We start from the raw sequence: 22,891 nt of genomic DNA, 5'->3' as shown, positions 1-22,891 counted from the left end.
GGTATAACTCATCAGCTGTTCCTTTCCGATAGCTTTCTATATAATGAGGCCCTAGACACATTTGTAATTTCACAAATGTGATTTACAGTCATATCTCCCTCTTTATAAAGCTTTACTGCATAATTCATTCCTGCATGATTTTTATGGTACTTCTTTAACCGACCTTTAAATTTTCCTTCTTTCTTAGCCAGTTCAATCCCTTCACGCTGCCGCATACGGATAAGATTACGTTCTAATTGGTTTACACCCGCCATAACCGTAATTAAGAATTGGCTGTAGGGATTATCTTCTGATAAATCTAGCCATGTATCTTTTAAGGATTTTAAATTTGCCTTTTTACTCCATATGTTATCGATTAATTCAAATAAATCTTGTGTACTACGAGTAATCCAAGTTAAGTCCGTAACATAAATGATGTCACCTTCTTGTATATCCTCTAACATTTTTTGAAGTTGCTCACGATCTTTTGTTGTTCCGGAAACTTTTTCTTTAAAAATAATATCCATTCCGATTTCATTCAGTTGCTGAAATTGCCTTGAAGGATTCTGGCTAGTTGAACTGACACGTATATAACCGATTTTCCGCAAAATATCACCTCGTTTTTGAGACAAGTCTTATGAGACGCTCTTAACTATGATTTTATCAGTCTTCTACACTCTATTGATACATAATCGAACTAATTAACTGAATAATTACAGAAATGAGATGATACTGTATGAAAATGGCGAGAGGTAGCGAATTACTTACACCGGAACAGCGACAAGCCTTTATACAAATTTCTGAAGATGAGTGGGTGCTATGAACCTACTACGCTTTTTCCAAACGAGATTTAGAAATTATAAATAAGCGAAGGAGGAAAAATTAGACGCTTTTGAGGTTTTAGGTACCCCTATATTATGTTAAAGAAACTCTTCTTCAACATAAAAACTCATTTGCAGATTATTGCAAATGAGTTTTTAATCCCTAACTGACCACTATTTTTTATTCTTCTTAATTTAATCATTTTTCTCAAGACATTCATAAACTGCCATCATTTCTCGCTTATTCAACTCACGAATTCGATTAAATATTAGAATGTCTGCAACATCTTCAGTTCGTAAGCTTTCATCCACAACATCACTAACTTTTCCAGTTAACCATGTTTGCACATCTATTCCATCAACGATTTCTTTAAGTCCTTCATCGTTAATACCACTTGCATTACAAGTTATACATGGAATTGTTAATTTAAACACACCATCATGTAGATTATCTTCGGTTATAACTTTCTTTCCGTTACAGAATGGACACGGGTTGCTTTTTTTAATTTTATTAATTTGGGTAACTAATTTTTTGTAACCAAATGCTTCGTATACATATGTTAGTTTTTTATATTTACCATTTGTGAAATACTTATCTATAATTGTTTCTCTTGTTTCATAAACATTAGGAAAATCACAAATAGTTACTTGATTGTTGAAGCAAATGGATTCTATATTTCCTTTTATTTCGTCCCAGAATGGTAAAACATTTTGTAACACCATTTCATAATTTGAAAAGCTTGCTTGTTCTAATTCAAACATTTTCAGTGCGACTTGTATATTTCTAGGTAATAAAGAAACATCTTCTGTCATAATCATATCGTCACCTACGATAGATTTCAATTTGACGAGTACAGGCAAATCTCCTACAATTTTCAATACTTCGCTAAGCGGCTGATTAATAATTTCACGAATATCTGTATCTCCAAAATTAAGTGGTTTATGGTGATTTAATAAAGTCCCCTTACAAATTGGACATGTCATCATTTCTTTAGAAGTCTTAATATCTTCTTTAATAGCTGCTTTTGAAATAACAATATACCCGCCAATAATCGTATTAAATCCTACCCATGTTCTACGTGTCTTTCCTTTCTTATCATAAAAGGACTTATCAAAATAGCCGTGCCAAAATGTATGTTTCTCTTCCTCAGACATATCATTATAGCTTTTCGTCAAATCATGACCAAGCTCATTTTTAATTTCTTCAAATAGAAATTCAATTTTTTCATATTGATAAAATTTTAATACTTTCATGATTTCCGGATCGAATAGACCATCCCAAAATGGAACGTTTTTATCTTGAATTGTAATTTCTTTATCAAAAACTTCAATTTGAAGACGTCCAGAACAAGATGGACAATGATTATCCTGAGAATAGAAATCGAAACTTCTCGTATCTTTATTAGTCGGATGAGCAGTTACAATATGATTGATCAATCCACCAATTTCATATAAGAAACTATATTGACTATACAAATGTCTTTCGAGATCAATAGCAACAACTGGTGCCATTGTATCAGATTCATATTCACCATAAATTAATCGGGCCATTGATGATAAGCTTTTTAAAATACCGCCCTTATAAACGTTTTCAGCATTTTTAAAATAGTTAATATGATTTTCTTTTAAATAGTGAACTCCTTCTTTACGCTTAAGCGTTGAAGAAATGTGTATTTGTTCAGCATTATTCACACTGCTTTTTTGACGATAATAATCCTCATGACTTACTACATCAAGATGCTCTATAGATTCAACCTGTCTTTTTCCAAAATCAACAATATAATCAGAGCTTTCTAGCATGTAACTGTTATGCTCAATCATAATGATAGAGACTGATTCATCTTGCAATATCCCTCTAACACTATCTATAAATTGATTTAAAATATTTTGCGATAAACCTTTTGAAGGCTCATCAAAAATAAACAATGTATGTGGATTTCTTGTTTTTGCAAATAACTCAGAAACTAAATGAACACATTGAAACTCACCCGTTGATAATGTTTGTGTTTTTCGTTCTAATGTTAAATATCCCAGTCCTAATTTGATTAGTAGGCTCAAGCGTTTATACGCAATATCTTCATTTGGAATTTCATCAATAATATCCTCAATTGAGCGCTCAAAAATATCATCAATTTCTTCACTATACTTTGTCAGTTTCTTTTTAATATCTAAGAAAGTTGCTACAGTTGATCGACTTGTAATCGATTGGTTTCGATCTTGCCCTACCATAACTAGTTTATCTTTTGGATATCGTTTCAAGAAATCTATAGCTAAACACTCATTGACAAGTGTAGATTTCCCGCATCCAGACTCTCCTGTAACAGTTACAAGTCTATTTTTAGGAATCTGAAACTCAGTCATTTGGATATTTCGGCAATATAATTCATGGAATGTATAATATTCTGTTGGCATTTTGTAATTTCGTTCCGATAGTATTGGTTTTGGTCTTGGTGATTCTTTCACGATTTGTCCACCATATTTTCCGCTACCAGGTCCGAAGAACAATTGCTCATCTGTTGTATCCAGTACTGTATCTGAATGATCAATGAGCCAGATTTGATTTTTACACCCTAATTGCTTGATCTCTTCTAATATTTGTAACAATGTTTCATTATCAAGTCCAACTGAAATCTCATCAATAATAATTACAGTATTTTCACTAACTGCCATGAACTCAGCTAAGTAAAGTCGTGTTAATTCTCCACCTGACAACGTACCCATAATTCGATTTAATGTTAAATAACCAATGTTCATATTGATAATATTTTGCAATATATGTTGTTTTGCTTCACTAATATTTAATTCTTCTGCTAATGAAAGAATAGATTCAACACTTAAATCGTTAATATCCGAAATTGTATGTGATTTAGCAAATAACTCGATAGTACGTTGTTCAACTTCTTCACTATAACGTTTCCCCTTACATTTTTTACACTCAATATTTTTAGTAGTACCACGCCCTTTACAGCCAGCACACCAACCTAATTGATTATTAAATGAAAAGACTTCAGGAGAAAGATTCAATTCTTCCGCTAGTTTTTCACGAATCTCTTTAAAAACACCTGTATGAGTACCAATCGTCGAACGCGGATTGGTAGAAATTGATGATTTTCCTAAAAAAAGTACTAAAGGCATTTCCTCCATCTTAATGGCACTAAAATTAGTTTCCATAATATTAGGAAATAAATATTGATATTCAGCCTTTGGCAATAAGGAAACTAGACGCTTCTTTGATTCTTCACCAATTGTTTGACAAAGAGTTGTTTTTCCAGATCCAGATAAACCAGCAATACCAAGTGATTTATTAAACGGAATAACAGTATCAAGTTTATTTATGTTATTAGCAATTAATTGATTTACTTTCATATTGACCTCTATTCTTATTTTTCCACAAAATCATTTTTATAATATAATAATTATATAATAAATACCATGAATTTAATCCCTAATCTTTCAATTCATCAACCTTAACCTTATAATTATCAAACCAATATTCCCACTCATCTTTTGAAAACACCTCCTCTTCTCCTTCTAAAACTGAAGAAAAAAGGTCAAGACAAATATGCCAACCAGCTATATCTTTCGGTGTATGGTCAGTTAATTCATGAATGTATTCTTTAAGTAGTAAAAGAGAACCATTTTCCTCTTTATGTATTTCAAATCGGACACGATCTTTATCCCATGTGAATTCAAGTACTGAATTTAGTTGGCACTCCAAAATATCAATACTTAAAAATGAACCATCCATCATGTCGAACTTTATAATTCCACCTGTTTTAAGGTTTTCAATCTGTAAATTAGACATCCATTTTTTAAGCTTGCTGTTTTCAGTTAAAACAGACCAAACTTCTTCTATTGTATAAGAAAATTGGCGTTCAAATTTCACAATATAGCCGTCAGTTTGTTTCTCTATTTCAGCCAACATATTTATTGCCTCCTACTCGTATATAGAATGTATGTTCTTATTTTATTTTACACGAATTTATGTATAAAAGAAATCTCTATGGCAATGAAATATTAATTTAATGTGTGATTGGTAATTTGAACATTGATTTATTATATATTCTCTCCATATGTTTATTACAATAGGCGTACCTCAACATTTCCACAAAAAAATTCAACATGAGAAAACGCTGATTTATTTATTTTATATGATATTTCCATTAAATATTTAAAAGCAATTTCCTTTAAGATAAATGGTGTTAATAAGAGCTAATATAGTATTCAAATCAAGTTATGTAATGTTCAAAATCACTTATTATGTATGTTTGCTTCGATGTTAAACTTAGGATTACAGCACAAATATAAAAAGCCGCATTTGCGACTAATGAACTGATATAACTATCACCTGCTTTAGTTGAATGACTTAACGTTTAATTGCATCAACAATTAAAGATGGAAATCCTAGTTTATCTCCTTGATTTCTAGAATCATACCTTTTTGAACGGAAAATAACGCCGTCATTCGCATCCCATTCTGTGTAATAAAATTGACCATTTTCATCACAATATTCAAGTAAAACTACCTCAAATTCAGCAATTTCAAACATTTTCGTTAATGTTTTATAATTATGAACAATTTTATGACTTGCTGCTGGGTGATCTTTCGGACCAGGTCCGCCTATTTGAACTATATTTTGATATGCTTCATCTCGGAAAAACGCATCAGGAACACCACACCGAATATGCCCTGCTGGCTTTAAAAATTTATAACAAATTTCAGCTGCTTTTACACCTTCTTCAAACGTAAGGTGTTCCCATACATGCTCAGCTAAAATAGCTGAAATGGAATTGTATTCAAATCTTTCTTCCCAAGTGGTATTGTCTAGTAAATTAAGTTCATCTTCTTGAGTTTGAACCCAACCTGGATTATTATTAAACACTCCAGCTCCGACTACTACTTTAATTTCGTCTTGCTTAATTGCCATCACTTTCACCCCATAAATCTTTTAATGTATTAATATATTCTATGTTTACTATATATTTTCCTTTTTCAACTAAAGTGCCAGTTAGCTCAATAAGATAGGTGACAAAACTTCTGTTGTTTTTACTTATCCTCCCACATACAGCAAAAACGTTTATAGTGCAAAATAAAAAGCGAAAAGAATAATTCCTTCCGCTTTTATAGCAATACATACATTTCATATTGTGCTAAAGAATTCTTTTCAAATCCAGATTTCTTTAAAAACCCTTCCAGTAAATTGTTGTTTGGAAACCCAATTGATAAACTTGATAACTTTAATTCTTCACTTGCTACCTGTAATAATTTCGTCCCAACACCAATATTTCTATAGTCTTTGTCTATGAAAATAAAACTAATTTTTCCTTGTTCATTTACACATACAGAACCTTTTATATCACTATCAACATATGCACCGTAAAATGTATGATTTGTTTTTTCGATATAATCAATATCATTTTGCCAATTTATATGGAAGTTTAGCCATTTCTGAATCTCAACTTTAAATGTTGGAAATTCTAATTGTTTTACTTCAATATTTTTATTACCTTTATTCATTATTTTAGTTAAATCATTTAAATTATAATAAGAAAGATCATATACTTTTTCATAACCTAATTTGTTATAAAAATGAATCGCCCGATCGTTTCCTACAATAACTTCAAGAAAAAGCTGCTTACATTTATTTTGTGTCGCTTCTTCTTTATGTAACTCAAATAACTTTTGACTTACACCAATGCCTCGAAATTCTGGATGAACAGCTAATGTTCCGCAGCGCATTGTTTTTATACTTTCATATACCTTAATACCACCAAGTATTACACCAACACATTTGTCACCGTCTAAAGCAAGAAAGGAGTGTTCTAGCATATTCCCTTCTGGTCCAAAAAATCTTTTAATAAAATCTTCTTTTGAAACTTCCATTTTAATAATATAATCTGAAAATCCATCCTTAAAAGCTTTATACACTAAATCTATACTTACTTCACTACATTTTTTGTATTGAATCATATAAGTATAATCCCCCGCTTTGACTCGTTATAAACTGCATTCAAATACATGAAATGAATTACCTTCACCATATCCATCTTTTATTTCATGAACAACAATTTGACTAAACCCATTAATAATAAGTATATTTTCAAATTCTTTTAAATCATATAGTCTTATAGGAAAATCCATAATCTCAGTTTCTTTTATTTTCTCATCATGAATGATTTCATATTTCAGTATAATATTTAGAAGTTTTTGCGCCTTATCGTATGAAACTTTTCTATATTCAACAATTAATTCATTGTTAATTTCTTTTCTATTTGTCTCTATCCAATCTAAAATTTGTTCTGTCTCACTTCCACCTTGTACAACTGTAAGAAGTAATTTTCCATTTTCCTTTAAGTTATTTTTCATATTTTTAAGACTAATGCCTACTAAATTATTTGGTAAAAGTGAAAATGAACCTATAGGGATCATAATAAGATCATATTTTTTATCACTAAAGTATTCTTCTATTTTCCTTTGTGACACAACCGGTTTTAAGTTTAATTTTTCTGCTTTATCTTTACAAACTTTAAGCATATCATTCGAAATATCGAATCCTTCTATATTCATACCATTTTGCATAAAAGGAATTAACATTCTACCATTTCCGCACATTGGTTCTAACACTTTCATGTTTTTGTCTTTTGCAAAAGAAAGATAAAAATCCAATTCTTTTCCACTCGCAATTGATTTATCACTTTCATATATCTTTGTACAAAGTTCTCCATAATACGTATGCAATTATAATTCACCTCTTAATTTGAAATGAGTGGACATTTTCCTACATATGTCTCACTATTTATTTGTTTTATAACAAACGGTGCAATATCCCCATTTTGAATTTTGATTCCTGGCATATCTACTAAACTCTCTTTAATATCACCAGTACCATTTCCTTCTATAACAAAGGGTAATCTAACAATTGTCCAATCTACTTCACTACTTTGTATAATTTGCAATTCTTTATATTTATCCTGCATCATCTTTGGAAGAAATAATTGAAACAAATTAGCCCCTACTTTATTTGTAATTCTCTTCTGATCCCCTTTTACATTTAAGGATCCTCCAGAAATAAGAATATAGCGCTTCATTTCATATTCCTTCATTACTTTTAAAATATGCTCCGTAACTGTACTAAAAATATAGGATTCATTTTTCGGCTGACCTACCGCATTAATCACAGCTTTACACCCTTGAAGTAATTCCTGTATGGCTGACAAATCACGGGCATCCCCACTGATAGGCTCTATATTTTTATTGGTTATCGTCATATTTTTAGAATTTCTCGTTAATATTCGTACTTGATAGCCCTTTTCTAACGCTTGATTTACTAGGAATTTTCCGACTTTTTCATTCGCACCAAGAATCGCTATTTTATTTGTATTTTCCATTATTAGAACCCTCTTACTATCCATTATTTACTACAGCAATCTCATAAACACGTAAAAAAGTAATTAAATGCTCACACGCTCGTTCACATGCTAACATTTTAAAAACCTTTTGTTCTTCTTTCGTTTTGTCATTCGCTTGATCTGAGGCAGCTTTTAAACATAGAAATGGTTTGTTATTTACACGACATACATAAGCAAATGCTGCCACTTCTTGATCAACGGCTAAAGCACCGTATACAGTATGAAGTAAATACCTCATTTCTGAACTTCGAATACGTTGATCTCCAGATAGAAATGTACCAAAATGGACCGGGTCATACGAACGCAATTTCTTCATTCGTTTTACGAGTGATTTAGTTGTTTCAATAGGTGCTGTTCTACCATCATATAGATTAAAACTATCTTCTCCTGAGCCAGCTGCTGTAACATCATGCTGTAAAGTATTAAGAGCTACAACGATGTGTCCATTTTTCACCTTATCTGATAAACTCCCGCAAATCCCTGTCATAAATAACTGGTCTGGCTGGAATTCACTTATTAATAGTTGTACACAACTAGCACAACTTACTTTACCGACACCAGTTACGACTGAAATAACTTCTAATTCATTAATAGAATGAAAATGAAATTCCCAAGCTGCTATTTTTTCTACACGCTCACTTGGATAATGTTGATGCAAATACGTAAGCTCTGGTTCCCATGCAGATACAATTGCGATCCTTTTCATTACACACTTCACTTCCTCCTATTTTCATGTAAATAAGTCATCTATACTCTCTCGTTCATATTCTGGTATCCACTCTTTATACTTCTCATATAAATCCCGTATCTTTTCTTTATTCTTCGCAATTACTTCACATCCTCTATCTTCATAAATAAACATGATAATATCCTTTGTTACATTTATAAAAAATACATCTGGATATGAAATTTCTTTTTTTCGCCCTAGACGTGTACGTAGGTCAGGGAAATCTTCATGATTAACAGCTTCAATAAGCGGTTCATATTTAATATCTTCTGCAAAACATTGTAAAGAAAATTGATATGTACAATATAAGTCAGCTTCTTCATCTTCAAATAGAAAAGGGAATGTTTCTTGTCTTATATGAAACTTTAAATCCCTCTTTTTAATAAACCTATTGTATACATTTATTTTCTGCGCATTTTTTATATTTTCCTGTTTAAATCGATAAACATTTGTGACTAAAAAGACGGTATCTTCTTTTGAAAATATATCTTTAAATAGACTTTTATTATACCTATATAGTTGTGTGAAATATTCCATATTATACGTGTTACCATCTTCTTTGAATTGATATTTATCTTTCCCAAAATCAAAATGAAGATGATTTTCCCACTGAAAGTATATGGACGGTACTAATGTAACTCCTGGGAATGTTTGATTCATATATTCTTTTAATTGCATTTTTATACCCTTTCTACTCTACAATTTCTTTTAAATACCAATATGCTTCTTCTAACCACGGGTGTATGACTTTTAATGTATCTTTTCTTTCCCACAAATATGAAATATATACAAAAGCAGCATGTTCTAAAGAGTTTCCTAAAGCTTTTTTTACATTTATTAAATATGGAGGTGTCCCTATTTGATCCCATTCTAATTTATCAGCAACAAATAGTACTAAATCCATCTTTGTAGCATGTTTACGCAAAGTAGTGTGGCAACAGATAGCATTTAAAACTTCTTCATCCTCTATTTTAAATATCTCTTTTGCAATTACTCTCGATAATTTTTGATGAATAATCATTGGAAATTCTCTTTCTTCTTGTAATATTTCTATTCCAAATTTTTCAGCAACTGCAATCCGCTCCTCGTTCGGAAAGATTGCACTAATATCATGTAAACATCCTGCAATCGCTGCTTTTTCTTCATCTTCATAAAATATTCCCGCAATTTTTCTTGCCTCATTTGCCACACGAATTGAATGTTTATATGTAAATTCTTTATTGTATTTTAATAGAAAAGCTTTAATATCATTTTCTATTTTTCCAGTTGGAGTAAATGAATATATATCATTATATAACATAGCAAGTCCCCCTTATAACTAACTTTCAATATAATGTGAAATTTAAATCTCCTTCTTATTTTGTATTCGTTATAATTGTATTAATTCCTTTTTAATACGTTACGTGAAATTTAATGTAGAAACATTACTACAAAATACATAAATGTTTGATATTATAGTAATATTGATGATTCGCAAGGAAAGGAACTATATGATGAATAAAAACATATTAATTATTGATGATGATAAAGATATTGTAGAATTACTCGCTGTTTATTTGCGAAATGAAGGTTATAACATTTATAAAGCTTATGATGGTGATGAAGCATTACAAATGATATGTACATATGAAGTTGATCTTATGCTTTTGGATATTATGATGCCAAAACGAAATGGATTAGAAGTTTGTCAAGAAGTGCGTGAAAATAATACTGTACCTATCCTTATGCTTAGTGCAAAAGCTGAAGATATGGATAAAATATTAGGACTTATGACCGGTGCAGATGATTATATGATTAAACCGTTTAATCCACTAGAATTAGTTGCTAGAGTGAAAGCATTGTTACGTAGATCATCTTTCCAAAACGCTGCCACACCAAAGAATGAAGATGGTATTATTCGCATTCGTACAGTTGAAATTCATAAACATAATCATACGGTTAAAGTAAATGGTGAATATATTAAGCTCACCTCTATCGAATTTGATATTTTATATTTACTAGCGAGTAATACTGGAAGAGTATTTAGCTCTGAAGAGATATTCGAACGAGTTTGGAATGAAGACGGTTATGGTTCTAATAAAACGGTAATGGTCCATATTAGTAATTTACGCGATAAACTTGAAACCGTAATGAATGGTGAAAAACTAATTCATACGGTTTGGGGAGTAGGATATAAAATTGAGAAATGAAGCATTTGATATATTAAAAGATATACCAAAGTGGAAGCTTATTTTTTGGCTTTTATTAGCTATCACTCTTACACCAATTACCGAATTAATTATATTTCGCCTCGTAACGAGTGTAATTGAGAGTTCACTTACTCTAAGCGAACTAGGAAAAGAATTCATTAGAATTTTTGGCCATGAAAAATATATTGGATTAAAAGAGTCTTTATGGATGATGATTGTATCTTATTTGTTTTTATTTTCTATTTTCTCATCCTATTTATACATTTTTTATCGTCATGAAAGAAAGGTTTACTATGAAACTTGTATAAAAAAAATGATTGAAGAGATTCGGTATATTGCAAGTGGAAACTTTAATCATAAAGTTTCCATCGTACACCATAATTATTTAGAAGAACTGGCAACTGGGGTCAATCAAATTATTGAGCAATTAAAAGTATCAATTGATGAAGAAAGACAGGCAGAACAAGCAAAAAGCGAACTTATTACAAATGTATCACATGACTTACGAACCCCTCTTACATCTATAGTTGGATACGTAAATTTAATCCATCATGATAATTATAGAGATGAAGTAGAATTACGATACTATATTCAAGTCATTTACGATAAAGTAACTCGTCTTAATGCATTAATGAATGACTTGTTTGAATATACACGCGTTCAAAATAAAGAGTTAAGTTTATATTCTGTTCCTATTGATATTGTAGAATTGCTTGGACAATTAACTGTCCAATTTCGGATACAGCTTCAAGAAGCTAATATTGAATGTCGCCCTTCTTTCCCATCTCAAAAGCTAATGGTACTAGCTGATGGGGATAAATTAGTACGTGTGTTTGAAAATCTAATCATAAACGCTATTACTTATGGAAATGATGGAGATCATATTGATATTACCGCTTACGAAAGCAATAACATGATTACAATTGATATAACAAATTACGGACAACCTATCCCTAGTACTGATTTACCTCATATTTTTGAACGTTTTTATCGTGTTGAAAAATCACGTTCAACAAACACTGGTGGATCTGGGCTCGGATTAGCAATTGCAAAAAGTATTGTTGAATTGCATAAAGGAACAATTGAAGTATATAGCGATGATAAAAAAACAACTTTCACTGTAAAATTACTCCCTTATAAAGCTTAATACCACATATTTATAGGTTCAATTTTTTGTTATATAAGAAATTGAACCTTTTATATTCCATCAATATCCAAAATTAAAGAATTCCTTAAAATTCTTTAGAAATTCTTTACCTTTTCTTTCTTCCTAATTAAGCATTCCTTTTTACAATACTATTATTGATGTAATAGTAGGAGGATCGCTAATGCAATTCTTGAAAAAAATAACAATTTTATTATTATCTTTTCTTATTACTGCACTTATCGTTTTATATTTTTATCTTTATGTAAATGGTCCAATTATTCAAGCTAAATCAGCTATTTTAATAGATACTAATTCTGGTGAGATTGTTTATAAAAAAATGAAGAAAATCCTATACAATCAGCTACTTTATCTAAATTAATGACGGAGTATATCGCACTGGAACAACTGAATGAAGGAAAAATACAGTTAGATGAATTAGTAAAAATAAGTAACGAAGTTTTCCGAGCAGAAACGAGTCCTATACAAGTAACTTCGAAAGATAAAACGACGGTTCGTGATTTACTTCATGCATTGTTTTTGACAGGGAATAATCGTTCCGCACTTGCCCTTGCAGAACATATTGCTGGAAACGAAGATAACTTTACACTTTTAATGAATGACAAAGCAAAACAACTAAAGTTATCACAACCATCCCCGTTTCTAAATGCTACTGGAATTAATAACGATACGAATAAACAATCAACTACAACATCGATAGACGTCGCTAAACTAGCAACACAATTAGTAAAAGACTTTCCAGATGTATTGAATGTTACGAAACTAACCTCTTACCAATTTACCTTCAAAGATTCAAAAGTTTTCAATACAAATAAAATGATATATTCCCTTAATAAAAACATTAAACTCCAAGGTGTTGACGGCTTACAAACTAGTTTTTCAACTAATGGTAATTATAGTTTTGTCAGTACAGCCACACGAGGAGATACTAGACTTATTTCAGTAATATTAGACGCCGGTGATGAAAACAGTACTTTTATTGAAACAAAAAAGTTACTTCAGTACGGTTTTGATCCTTCCTCGTACTCTGCACTCCAAGCTTTTAAAGATGCTGTTACATCTTGGACAATATTGTTTCAGTTTAAAAATTTAATCATACAAACGATTATGATCTTTTTCATCATTACAATCTTAATGTTTTTATATATACGTCAAAAAAAAGCCGAGGATTTTAATTAAGAAATCTTCTTATATATAAAAACCGACTTGCGTTTACACTGCAAGTCGGTTTCTAAATCTACAATCCTCTTCCAATTAAATTCGCTGAAACGGGCTGAAGATTTAATTCTCTTGCCCATATAGATATCTGACCAATATGATGAATTTCATGTACAATTACATGCCTTAAAACTTCACCGTATTTATATGTTTTATCTGTCCATGAAGCTTTCAATATTTTTGATTCGAAGTCGCCAGACCATAACTGCAAAAAGCTTTCTAATTCTCGTCTATATAAATCAGATAACGCTTTCACTTTTTTGATTGATAATCTTTAAACTGTGGTTCGTTATCCTCTTTTTCTTGAAGCGCACTAATCCAGCTATACTCAACGTCTAYAATATGGAAAAGTGTTTCTAAAATACTCCCAGCACCTCCAACACGTTTGTGAAGCAATTCTTCCTCTGTAAGTTGTTCACAACATTTAAACCAATCATCTCTTACTTGCCTCTACATAAGCTTTCTCGCATGTGTTATATAATGATTCAAATCTTTATGCAGTTCAATAATTGATTTATCTTTAAAATCCCTTATAATCCGTCTAGCCATCGCAATATCTAAAGGAGTGTCAACATAAATAGATACATCAATTAAATCCCGCATGCTACTATTTAAGTAAGCAAACGGATAATCTACAAGAATATAGTCTATATCATAATTATTTTTATAGGTATTCCGTATTAGTTGGATTTAATTGATTACGGCTATTTTTAAAGATGACATATCAACGATATTTTATGTCTATTCCGTATAGGTGTTAGCAAGTTCGTTTGCAAACTTGTTAGCACTTTTTTATAAAAACTGTATAATGCTTTACAAAGTAGGAATCCGTTTTGATCAATCTTTTTTCAAAATGGATTCCTTTTGTCTCTTATCAATATTCAAATGTTACAGTAGTACCATTAAAACCATCAAAACAATTAGAGCAATTAGAGCAACCACCACAACCAAAACAACTAAAGCAACCGAAGCAACCAAAACAACGAAATCCACCACAACGACCACCGCCACAACGACCACCGCCACAACCGCCACAACGACCGCAACCGCCACAGCGACGAGCATCGTCTTTAATATAGTAATATGGATATTGGTTTTGCTGGTCCCAATACACAATATTTCCATACTGATAATCATTAAGGCTTAACGCTTGTAGTTCTTGTTGAAACTTATTCATCTTCATGACCTCCGTTTATAAACTACAACCCCATCGATACTTTCCTATATTTCTGTTAGTTAAATCTAAGTAGAAATAGCACTATAAACTAAGTTCAATACGTACACCAACAAAATATGATCCATCACTAGATGATGCACCTTGTTCATATGCCTATTTTTAGGTTATTTTTACTATGGGCTCATTTTTATAAATGGAAATTATAAAATATGAATTTAAACAATATCATTTAGATTTATGTCATCATTTTCTAGTTCTATAGTCGTATATTCCATAATTTTGTTTGGTCATCTTCGTATTTCCAATATGCACTCCCATCTTTATTTTTCTTCGCTTCAATATCTGCTATATCAGAGCTAATTTTATAAGTATTTATAATTAGTGATTTCTGCTAAAAAAAGTCTATTTTTATGAATGGCATATCAGCGATATTTTATATCTATTCCGTATAGGTGTTAGTACTTTTTATATTGCTTCTATTACATACACCTTCATAAATACATCGTACTTTGCTGCTAAGTCCTCCAGTTTCTTTTCTCTGTATTTTGTAATCGTAAAAAAAGGAACGATTGGCATCTTAAAAAATATTTATACTCTTTATTGTTTCCATTCATATTCTAACATACTCATTTCCCATAAATTCCAATACGTTTCTCCTACTTTTTTTGACTCTCTTAATAAACCTTCTTTTACAAAACCTATTTTTTCGTAACAAGAAATAGCTGACTTATTAAAGTCATAAACACCAAGAGTGACTCTATGTAGTTTTAATTCTTCAAAAGCAATACGAAGTAGGGCTTTCATCATATGTTTCCCTATAGAACGTCCTCTCATTTTCGTATTACCAACTAGCACTTTTCCAATTCTAGCAGACTTATTTATATTATCTATTTGTCCAAGAGAAATATGACCAATAACTACTTTAGTCTCTTCATCCATTATTTTGAATGCCAGTGTGTTTGCACATTCTGTATATTTCTCTAATTGCTGTTCATTTAAAGGATATGTGAATGCATTTCCCGACCATTGTATTAAAAATTCTTCGGAATTAATCCAATTTATTAATTGTTTGAAATCAGATTTTTTAAAGGGCACTAATTTAATCACTCTCATTCTCCTTTCGTACATCACTCTTTATAGCCTCAAACCTATTTCTATATAAAGAATATATTCTCCTTTTATACGAAATTAAAATAAAGCCATTCATAAGAATGGCTTTACAAAAAAACAGCATAATTATGCTTTGTTTGCTACGTCAACACCATTAAAATCAAACTCAGCGGTAACCGTTGTAACAGGAGGGAAAATTGCTTCAATTTTGCAAATGGAGATAATTACTCCAACAGATCCAGGAATAGCTGCAAGCTTAACAACATCACAACTTACAGACAAAACAGTACCTACATAAGTACGTCCCTCTGTATTAATTTGAACTGTTTGATTAATTAATTTCTTAAGCTCATCTCTAATTCCTTGTACACAAGAATTATCACATTTCTCATGCTTTTCTTTTTTACACTCTTCGAATATTTCCAAACAATCATCCTGTTTACATGTACACTTCTTTTTACAATTATTAAATCGAGAACCCAAAACCTCACCCCCTAATCCTTTCTATTAGTAAAGTATGTCCAATAGCTTAAAAGTGTACGAGACGAAAGCATAAAAACAAAAAAACAAACACTTGTACTAAACCTTCTTTTTATATACTAAAAACGAAATTGCGTCATTTATAAAAACACCACTAATCTATTTTGTTAATAAAAAATAAAAAAACGGACACCAAACTACAGAGCAATATAACAACGCCCTTTTTAGTTTGATGTGCACTGGTTCTTCCAGTAGGACTAAATGTATAATTATTATTACAGCATTTTCTCATATTTTAGTATATTTCTTATTAGAAAAGAATTATTTTATATAGATTACTATAAGCATCCATAAAGCCAAGGCACAAATGATAGCGAGCGCTATACGTGTAGATAGAACCCTTAATTCAAAGTCTGTTTTCTTGGAGGATTCAGGATATGCAATTATGTAGATCCCCTTTAGAACAATTCCAGCACCTTTATATAGGCCAAATTCTGCTCTTTATTCATACAAACATGGCATATTCAATGCCCATCCTTAATCAACATATTTCTCTACGAAATGAAATTTTTATATCATTCTTCATTATCATCTACCCGAATCGACCGCAGTCGCTATGTACTATCACCGTACACTTTTTCATAGTTTGGAGCTAACATGCACCGAAGCCAACCTAATGATTTATTCACCCTTTCACTAACCTCTAAAACTGTCCCCTCTTTAATAAAATAATCACCTTGATAAAACGTTTACTCGTTTGTCCCATGGAATCATCATTATTCCCGACCCTATTAAAATAGCGTTTTTGTTTCAAATGATGCTCTTATTAATTTGGACGCATTTACCAGTATATTTACCAAAAAATTCATGATATCGTTAACTAGTCGAGTACGTCATTACTTGACGATTACCCTTAGGAGCCCCGCAGACAATCGGGGTTCCTTTTATTTAAATAAGGATTTTGTTTAAACTTTACAAAACTCACCTATATTAAAATATCTTCTAAAATTCCCATTGAACATTTATAATACTTTTAAACGATTTAAATTCTACAATCAGTAATGGAGGCATTTTAATGGGAAACATCCCAAAAATATCATCACAACAATCAAATCCTAAGATACCCTCACAGCAAGTGAACGCTAACACCAAACAAGGTAATAATAAAAAAACAAGACGCCGTATTATAACTACTTTAGTTTTTATATTACCTATAATTTTTGTCCTTCAATATTCTCTTAATAACCAGCAAGAAATGATTAAAGAAAAACAAATCACGGTTAATACGGAGCAACAAAAATTATCTACTTTAAAGAAGGATGGTCATACCCTTAAAAATGATGTTAAAGTTTTAACAGGTAGTGAAGAAGAAGTTTTAAAATTCGCAAGGAAGCTGTATGGATTTTCCAAACCGAATGAAACTATATTTCAAATAACTGAATAAAATTACACTGTATTATCCAAAAGGCGATATGAAGATAATCGCCTTTTTATATTTAATTTCTAAAGTAATCATACTAATTTCTTTTTCTATCAAATAACTATTTTGTTTAATTTATTAAAATACAACCGCTTGTCCATTTCACTTTGCTATATCATTACATTTACTATTAGTAATACGATTTTTAGAGGTGATATATAATGGACGAGTTTTTATCTTTTGCTGCACTTAATCCGGGTTCTATTGGACCTACACTTCCACCTGTTCCACCCTTTCAATTCCCTACCGGTCCTACTGGTTCTACTGGTTCTACTGGATCAACCGGACCAACCGGACCAACTGGACCAACCGGATCAACTGGACCAACCGGATTTAATCTTCCTGCTGGGCCTGCATCTATTACCTTGACTTCTAACGAAACCACAGCATGTGTATCCACTCAAGGAAATAATACTTTATTTTTTTCGGGTCAAGTATTAGTAAACGGTAGTCCTACTCCAGGAGTAGTGGTCAGTTTTTCATTTAGTAACCCTTCTCTTGCTTTCATGGTTCCTCTTGCGGTCATTACCAATGCTTCAGGTAACTTTACCGCTGTATTTCTAGCCGCTAATGGGCCTGGAACAGTAACCGTTACTGCTTCACTTCTTGATTCTCCTGGAACAATGGCTAGCGTCACTATTACCATTGTGAATTGTCCGTAACGGTTTTATTTTTAAGGACTAAGCAATATCTAATAAAAAGAGCACTGATTTACAGTGCTCTTTTTTATCATTGGGATGTTCCTTTCAAATGAAATTTCGTAACACCCTACTAAAATAACGCTTTTATTAAGGACTAATGATCTTTATATTTCTTAAGCTTGTCATCACAAGTACTTTTTATTATTAGTTAAATTCTCAATATAGTTTGTGTATATAATTCCATTCAAAGATACATAATACCCACGTAACTATTTAAAAAAACATCGTTTTTATATCTAAGTTCAAAAAGGAGCTACATAACATGGATAAGAAAAATCTATTAAGTCAACAACTTGATTATGTGTCATCGGATGCGCTGAATACTCCTAGTAAAGCCCAAGAGCAAATGCAAGAAGCATCTCAGGAGGCACATGATTCAAATAAAAAGGACAGTACTCAAGCTTTACATGGCGAAGATTTACCAATTTCTGATGTATATAGAACAACGAACAAACAGTAAATTTAAAAGGGAAAAATCTTAAGAACGAGTGAACTTAATTCTTTTCCCTTTTCCTATTTAAATAATATTTTTATATGAAACACGTACACATTTTTGACACATCCACTATCACAATCTCCTGAAAATTCGTGATAATATTAATTTGTCGGATACGCCAAATTTCGACATTGAACGACAATATTATCTCCCTTATCGAATCCCTGTCCCCCAGGGATTTCTCCTTTTATTCATTACTTTTTCTTCACTAAATTTTCATTCTTAACAAAATTCAATCACTCCATTGAATAGACAGTCTCAGTATCCTATTTTGATAAAAACTAAAAACAAACAGACATACTTACCACTAATAGTAGATTTTTTAACTTCAAATTTACTTTTTCTCTCGTATCTTTTTGTGAACATTAAAAATGAGCTCTATTTACATAGAGCTCATTCGTAATGTTATAGTTTGCTAGACTGTAGTCCTTGAATAAAGGGTACTACTTCAGGATTTACTAGTGACGATAAATCGCCTAACTCTTTTCCTAAGTAAGCTGCTTTAATAACACGTCGCATTACTTTAGAATTACGTGTTTTTGGTAAATCTTCTACAACATGAATATCTTTTGGACATAATGCTTTTCCGATATGAGAATTTACTAAACTCATTAATTCTTTCTTTAATTCTGCTGTAAATATTACACCGTCTCGTAATACTACAAAGCAATGACAAACCTCACCTTTAACATCGTCAGGTACACCAATTGCAGCTGCTTCTATTACATTATTATGTTTCACAAGAATAGATTCATATTCAGCAGGTCCAATACGTTTTCCAGCAATGTTTAACGTATCATCTGAACGGCCTGTAATGATATATTGTTCACCGTCATAAATGACCCAGTCACCATGAACCCATTTATTTTCAAAGCGTGACCAATATGTGTTTACATAACGTTCATCATCTTCCCAGAAACTTTTCGTCATACCTACCCAAGGTTTTTCTAAACATAATTCTCCGACTTCATCTCGAATTGGTTTACCTCGATCATCAAGTACAACCGCTGCCATTCCTGGTAAAGATGCGTTAAAACTAATCGGTGCGATCGGCTTAATTAGGACATTCCCGAAAATCCCACCTGAAATTTCAGTTCCACCTGAATAGTTACAAATTGGTACTTTACCTTTACCAACTGTATTAAATAACCACATCCATGGGTCTGGATTCCAAGGTTCTCCTGTTGATGCGAATACTTCTAAACTCTTTAAAGAATGTTTATTTACATACTCATCACCTTTTGCCATTAATGCACGGATTAACGTTGGCGAAATACCGAGATGAGTAATTTCATATTTATCAACTGTCTCCCATAAGCGATCTGCTTCTGGGAAGTCTGGTACACCTTCGTACATAACCATCGTTGCGCCATTAATTAAAGAGCCGAATAGTAAAAATGGTCCCATCATCCAGCCCATATCAGTTACCCATAATACGCGGTCGCCTTGTTTTATATTCATTCCAAATCCTGCATCAAATGCAGATTTTAGCGGGAAACCAGCATGTGTGTGTACTGTCCCCTTCGGCTTACCAGTCGTTCCTGATGTATATATAAGCATTAATGGATCATCACTGTTCATTTCTTCAGCATGTATAAATGGTTTTTCTTTTTCTAACGTACTCCATGAAAAATCATAATTATGCGGTGTAAAATCATTTCCTGCATGACGAACAATTACCACCTTTTCAACAGTTGGACAATGTTCACAAGCTTTATCTACTTCATCTTTTAATGAAACAATTTTCCCACGGCGTGAAAAGCCATCTGCGGTAATAATCATTTTTGAACCCGCTGCTTGTACACGTGTCATTACTGCATCCGCAGCAAAACCTGAGAATATTGGTGAAATAATCGCTCCAATTTTCATTACTGCTAACATAGCAACAACTGTTTCAGGAATCATTGGCATGTAAATTGTTACACGATCACCTTTTTCAATACCAGCATGTTTCAAACCGTTGGCAACACGGCTTACCCAGCTATCAAGCTCTTCATATGTAAATGATTTCGAAGTTCCGTTTTCCCCTTCATACATAAGTGCTGCTTGTGTTTTCGTTTTATCGTCTGCAAGCCAGCGAGATAAAGCAGATTCTACAACGTTACAGGTTCCCTCAGTATACCACTGTGCAAACGGTGTACCATTTTCTAAATCTAACACTTCTGTATATGGTTTCATCCACTGATAGCCAACTGCTCTCTCAGCTTCTCCCCAAAACCAAGCTGTTTCTTCAATTGACTTATTATAAAAAGCTTCGTAATCTTCATAGCCTAATGATTTCATCCAACCAAATAAACGCGTTTTTTCTTTATATTCTTCTGTTGGAAACCAAACTGCTTGTTTCAATGTTTTCCCCTCCTTGACTTTTTGAGCAAGAAAGCCCTAAATAGGGCTTTTAAACTGGATATACAGGATGTTTACGATCCGTGAATACTTGATATTTACTCATATACATTTCGAATCGTCCTTTTAACTCTTCACGTAAATTATTTGGATGAACAATACCATCAATCACCATCTCTGATGCTAAACGGTAAATATCAATATCTTTCTTATACTCTTCTCGTTTTTCAGCAATAAAGCTTGCACGCTCTTCTTCTGGTAAAGCTGCAATTTTATTTGCATATACAGCATTGACTGCTGCTTCTGGACCCATTACTGCAATAGAAGCTGTCGGTAATGCTAAGCAGCAATCTGGTTCAAACGCTGGACCTGCCATTGCATATAAGCCAGCTCCATATGCTTTTCGAACGACGATAGAAATTTTCGGTACAGTTGCTTCACTCATTGCAGAGATCATTTTTGCACCATGACGAATAATTCCGGCACGTTCTACTTTTGTACCAATCATAAATCCAGGTACATCTGCAAGGAATAATAATGGGATATGGTATGCATCGCATAAATTTATAAACTTCGCTGCTTTATCAGCTGAATCGTGGAATAAAACGCCGCCCTTCATACGCGGCTGATTTGCAATAATGCCAATTGGCTTACCATCAATACGCGCTAAACCTGTAATTAGTTCTTGAGCAAATAATTTTTTCACTTCAAAGAAAGAACTTTCATCAATAATTCTGTTAATGAGATCTTTCATATTGAAAGGAGCATTTTGATTTTCTGGAATGATTCCTTCTAACGTTTTATCGAACTGTTTCGGTTCTTGAGGTGTAATCAAAGGAGTCTTTTCTAAATAGTTACTTGGAAAATAAGAAATATATTGTCTTGCTTGCGTAATTGCATCTTCTTCTGTTTTACATAAAACATCTCCGCATCCTGATACTGAGCAATGCATACGTGCTCCGCCCATTTCTTCTAAAGTTACCTTCTCACCGATAACCATTTCAGCCATACGCGGAGACCCTAAATACATAGAAGCATTTCCTTCAACCATCATAACAACGTCACAAAATGCTGGAATATACGCACCACCAGCCGCTGAAGGTCCAAATAATAAACAAATTTGTGGCACTTTACCAGATAATTTCACTTGGTTATAAAAGATCCTTCCTGCACCGCGGCGTCCAGGGAACATTTCAACTTGATCTGTAATACGTGCCCCAGCAGAGTCAACTAAATAAAATAACGGTACACGTAATTTCTCAGCCGTTTCTTGAATACGTAAAATCTTTTCAACTGTACGTGCTCCCCATGATCCAGCTTTTACAGTCGAATCATTTGCCATTACGCACGCAGTACGACCATGTATTTTACCAGTCGCAGTTACAACACCATCAGCTGGTAATCCAGTTTGTTCACAATTTGCAAATAATGCATCTTCCACATATTCACCATTATCGAATAAAAGAGCTAAACGATCTCGAACAAAAAGTTTCCCTTTTGCTTTGTTTTGTTCATGATATTTCGGTGCCCCGCCTTGYTTAATTGTTTCAACCCGTTCTTCAAATGAATTAGATTGTTGTTTTTGATCTAACATAT

At 32.3% G+C, this 22,891-nt stretch carries 20 protein-coding genes and 4 pseudogenes; 6 read left to right on the top strand and 18 right to left on the bottom strand.

Going from position 1 to position 22,891, the window contains the following annotated elements:
* Window positions 1-11 precede the first annotated feature (11 nt).
* From AC1DKZ_RS10750 to yqeK, 10 genes are all read right to left on the bottom strand, one after another.
* A complete protein-coding gene (locus tag AC1DKZ_RS10750) occupies window positions 12-587 on the bottom strand; it encodes a recombinase family protein (RefSeq protein ID WP_476996191.1) in 576 nt (191 codons plus the stop codon).
* Window positions 588-995: 408 nt separating this feature from the next.
* On the bottom strand, window positions 996-4,166 hold the full coding sequence (locus tag AC1DKZ_RS10745) for an ATP-binding cassette domain-containing protein (protein WP_476996190.1): 3,171 nt from the start codon (window positions 4,164-4,166) through the stop codon (window positions 996-998).
* Between the two features lie 79 nt (window positions 4,167-4,245).
* Entirely contained in the window at window positions 4,246-4,725 is a 480-nt protein-coding gene (locus AC1DKZ_RS10740; protein WP_476996189.1) for an SRPBCC family protein, read from the bottom strand.
* Between the two features lie 441 nt (window positions 4,726-5,166).
* A complete protein-coding gene (locus AC1DKZ_RS10735; RefSeq protein WP_305927555.1) occupies window positions 5,167-5,730 on the bottom strand; it encodes a class I SAM-dependent methyltransferase in 564 nt (187 codons plus the stop codon).
* 191 nt (window positions 5,731-5,921) lie between these two features.
* Window positions 5,922-6,770 (bottom strand): GNAT family N-acetyltransferase, encoded by an 849-nt coding sequence (locus tag AC1DKZ_RS10730; RefSeq protein ID WP_476996188.1) that lies wholly within the window; start codon window positions 6,768-6,770, stop codon window positions 5,922-5,924.
* A 27-nt stretch (window positions 6,771-6,797) separates the two neighbouring features.
* Window positions 6,798-7,538 (bottom strand): class I SAM-dependent methyltransferase, encoded by a 741-nt coding sequence (locus AC1DKZ_RS10725; protein WP_476996187.1) that lies wholly within the window; start codon window positions 7,536-7,538, stop codon window positions 6,798-6,800.
* A 14-nt stretch (window positions 7,539-7,552) separates the two neighbouring features.
* Complete coding sequence (locus AC1DKZ_RS10720; protein ID WP_476996186.1) at window positions 7,553-8,188, bottom strand: SDR family oxidoreductase; 636 nt, start codon at window positions 8,186-8,188, stop codon at window positions 7,553-7,555.
* A gap of 16 nt (window positions 8,189-8,204) precedes the next feature.
* Complete coding sequence (gene mtnN, locus AC1DKZ_RS10715; RefSeq protein ID WP_476996185.1) at window positions 8,205-8,915, bottom strand: 5'-methylthioadenosine/S-adenosylhomocysteine nucleosidase; 711 nt, start codon at window positions 8,913-8,915, stop codon at window positions 8,205-8,207.
* A 24-nt stretch (window positions 8,916-8,939) separates the two neighbouring features.
* Entirely contained in the window at window positions 8,940-9,614 is a 675-nt protein-coding gene (locus AC1DKZ_RS10710; RefSeq protein WP_476996184.1) for a DUF3885 domain-containing protein, read from the bottom strand.
* 13 nt (window positions 9,615-9,627) lie between these two features.
* Entirely contained in the window at window positions 9,628-10,236 is a 609-nt protein-coding gene (gene yqeK, locus AC1DKZ_RS10705; RefSeq protein ID WP_476996183.1) for a bis(5'-nucleosyl)-tetraphosphatase (symmetrical) YqeK, read from the bottom strand.
* Between the two features lie 193 nt (window positions 10,237-10,429).
* Between yqeK and AC1DKZ_RS10700 the strand changes: the two genes are divergently transcribed.
* The 3 genes and pseudogenes from AC1DKZ_RS10700 to AC1DKZ_RS10690 all read left to right on the top strand — a co-directional run bounded on the left by AC1DKZ_RS10700 (window position 10,430) and on the right by AC1DKZ_RS10690 (window position 13,469).
* Complete coding sequence (locus tag AC1DKZ_RS10700) at window positions 10,430-11,125, top strand: response regulator transcription factor (RefSeq protein WP_033713793.1); 696 nt, start codon at window positions 10,430-10,432, stop codon at window positions 11,123-11,125.
* Entirely contained in the window at window positions 11,115-12,272 is a 1,158-nt protein-coding gene (locus AC1DKZ_RS10695) for a sensor histidine kinase (protein ID WP_201031041.1), read from the top strand. Before AC1DKZ_RS10700 ends, AC1DKZ_RS10695 begins: the two co-directional genes overlap by 11 nt.
* 181 nt (window positions 12,273-12,453) lie before the next feature.
* A pseudogene (locus tag AC1DKZ_RS10690) lies at window positions 12,454-13,469 on the top strand (D-alanyl-D-alanine carboxypeptidase family protein).
* 58 nt (window positions 13,470-13,527) lie between these two features.
* Here AC1DKZ_RS10690 and AC1DKZ_RS10685 read toward each other — a convergent pair.
* The 6 genes and pseudogenes from AC1DKZ_RS10685 to AC1DKZ_RS10660 all read right to left on the bottom strand — a co-directional run.
* Window positions 13,528-13,955: pseudogene (locus AC1DKZ_RS10685) on the bottom strand (DinB family protein); the annotation flags it as partial.
* Between the two features lie 12 nt (window positions 13,956-13,967).
* A pseudogene (locus AC1DKZ_RS10680) lies at window positions 13,968-14,168 on the bottom strand (nucleoside/nucleotide kinase family protein); the annotation flags it as partial.
* Between the two features lie 214 nt (window positions 14,169-14,382).
* On the bottom strand, window positions 14,383-14,685 hold the full coding sequence (locus AC1DKZ_RS10675; RefSeq protein WP_476996182.1) for a heterocycloanthracin/sonorensin family bacteriocin: 303 nt from the start codon (window positions 14,683-14,685) through the stop codon (window positions 14,383-14,385).
* 465 nt (window positions 14,686-15,150) lie between these two features.
* Window positions 15,151-15,264: pseudogene (locus AC1DKZ_RS10670) on the bottom strand (replication-relaxation family protein); the annotation flags it as partial.
* A gap of 18 nt (window positions 15,265-15,282) precedes the next feature.
* Window positions 15,283-15,798 (bottom strand): GNAT family N-acetyltransferase, encoded by a 516-nt coding sequence (locus tag AC1DKZ_RS10665; RefSeq protein WP_404449816.1) that lies wholly within the window; start codon window positions 15,796-15,798, stop codon window positions 15,283-15,285.
* Between the two features lie 123 nt (window positions 15,799-15,921).
* Window positions 15,922-16,278, bottom strand: a complete 357-nt coding sequence (locus AC1DKZ_RS10660) for a hypothetical protein (RefSeq protein ID WP_088009004.1) — start codon at window positions 16,276-16,278, stop codon at window positions 15,922-15,924.
* A 1,072-nt stretch (window positions 16,279-17,350) separates the two neighbouring features.
* Between AC1DKZ_RS10660 and AC1DKZ_RS10655 the strand changes: the two genes are divergently transcribed.
* The 3 genes from AC1DKZ_RS10655 to AC1DKZ_RS10645 all read left to right on the top strand — a co-directional run bounded on the left by AC1DKZ_RS10655 (window position 17,351) and on the right by AC1DKZ_RS10645 (window position 18,916).
* Complete coding sequence (locus AC1DKZ_RS10655) at window positions 17,351-17,719, top strand: FtsB family cell division protein (protein WP_476996181.1); 369 nt, start codon at window positions 17,351-17,353, stop codon at window positions 17,717-17,719.
* Between the two features lie 197 nt (window positions 17,720-17,916).
* A complete protein-coding gene (locus AC1DKZ_RS10650; protein ID WP_476996180.1) occupies window positions 17,917-18,417 on the top strand; it encodes an exosporium leader peptide-containing protein in 501 nt (166 codons plus the stop codon).
* 301 nt (window positions 18,418-18,718) lie between these two features.
* Window positions 18,719-18,916 (top strand): hypothetical protein, encoded by a 198-nt coding sequence (locus AC1DKZ_RS10645; RefSeq protein ID WP_061690213.1) that lies wholly within the window; start codon window positions 18,719-18,721, stop codon window positions 18,914-18,916.
* A 441-nt stretch (window positions 18,917-19,357) separates the two neighbouring features.
* On the opposite strand, the gene AC1DKZ_RS10640 is transcribed toward AC1DKZ_RS10645, so the two are convergent.
* Window positions 19,358-21,298 (bottom strand): AMP-binding protein, encoded by a 1,941-nt coding sequence (locus tag AC1DKZ_RS10640; protein ID WP_404448927.1) that lies wholly within the window; start codon window positions 21,296-21,298, stop codon window positions 19,358-19,360.
* Between the two features lie 49 nt (window positions 21,299-21,347).
* Window positions 21,348-22,889 (bottom strand): acyl-CoA carboxylase subunit beta, encoded by a 1,542-nt coding sequence (locus tag AC1DKZ_RS10635; RefSeq protein WP_476996179.1) that lies wholly within the window; start codon window positions 22,887-22,889, stop codon window positions 21,348-21,350.
* Window positions 22,890-22,891 lie beyond the last annotated feature (2 nt).

The organism is Bacillus sp. 05T21 (assembly GCF_056396785.1).
This window is presented reverse-complemented; position numbering and strand designations above follow the sequence as displayed.

Excerpts from the sequence above, each read along its gene's own strand:
- AC1DKZ_RS10665 (WP_404449816.1), bottom strand. The coding sequence starts at position 15,798 with ATGAGAGTGATTAAATTAGTGCCCTTTAAAAAATCTGATTTCAAACAA.
- yqeK (WP_476996183.1), bottom strand. The coding sequence starts at position 10,236 with ATGTTATATAATGATATATATTCATTTACTCCAACTGGAAAAATAGAA.
- AC1DKZ_RS10655 (WP_476996181.1), top strand. The coding sequence starts at position 17,351 with ATGGGAAACATCCCAAAAATATCATCACAACAATCAAATCCTAAGATA.
- AC1DKZ_RS10645 (WP_061690213.1), top strand. The coding sequence starts at position 18,719 with ATGGATAAGAAAAATCTATTAAGTCAACAACTTGATTATGTGTCATCG.
- mtnN (WP_476996185.1), bottom strand. The coding sequence starts at position 8,915 with ATGAAAAGGATCGCAATTGTATCTGCATGGGAACCAGAGCTTACGTAT.
- AC1DKZ_RS10650 (WP_476996180.1), top strand. The coding sequence starts at position 17,917 with ATGGACGAGTTTTTATCTTTTGCTGCACTTAATCCGGGTTCTATTGGA.
- AC1DKZ_RS10710 (WP_476996184.1), bottom strand. The coding sequence starts at position 9,614 with ATGCAATTAAAAGAATATATGAATCAAACATTCCCAGGAGTTACATTA.
- AC1DKZ_RS10730 (WP_476996188.1), bottom strand. The coding sequence starts at position 6,770 with ATGATTCAATACAAAAAATGTAGTGAAGTAAGTATAGATTTAGTGTAT.
- AC1DKZ_RS10675 (WP_476996182.1), bottom strand. The coding sequence starts at position 14,685 with ATGAATAAGTTTCAACAAGAACTACAAGCGTTAAGCCTTAATGATTAT.
- AC1DKZ_RS10700 (WP_033713793.1), top strand. The coding sequence starts at position 10,430 with ATGAATAAAAACATATTAATTATTGATGATGATAAAGATATTGTAGAA.
- AC1DKZ_RS10745 (WP_476996190.1), bottom strand. The coding sequence starts at position 4,166 with ATGAAAGTAAATCAATTAATTGCTAATAACATAAATAAACTTGATACT.
- AC1DKZ_RS10720 (WP_476996186.1), bottom strand. The coding sequence starts at position 8,188 with ATGGAAAATACAAATAAAATAGCGATTCTTGGTGCGAATGAAAAAGTC.
- AC1DKZ_RS10740 (WP_476996189.1), bottom strand. The coding sequence starts at position 4,725 with ATGTTGGCTGAAATAGAGAAACAAACTGACGGCTATATTGTGAAATTT.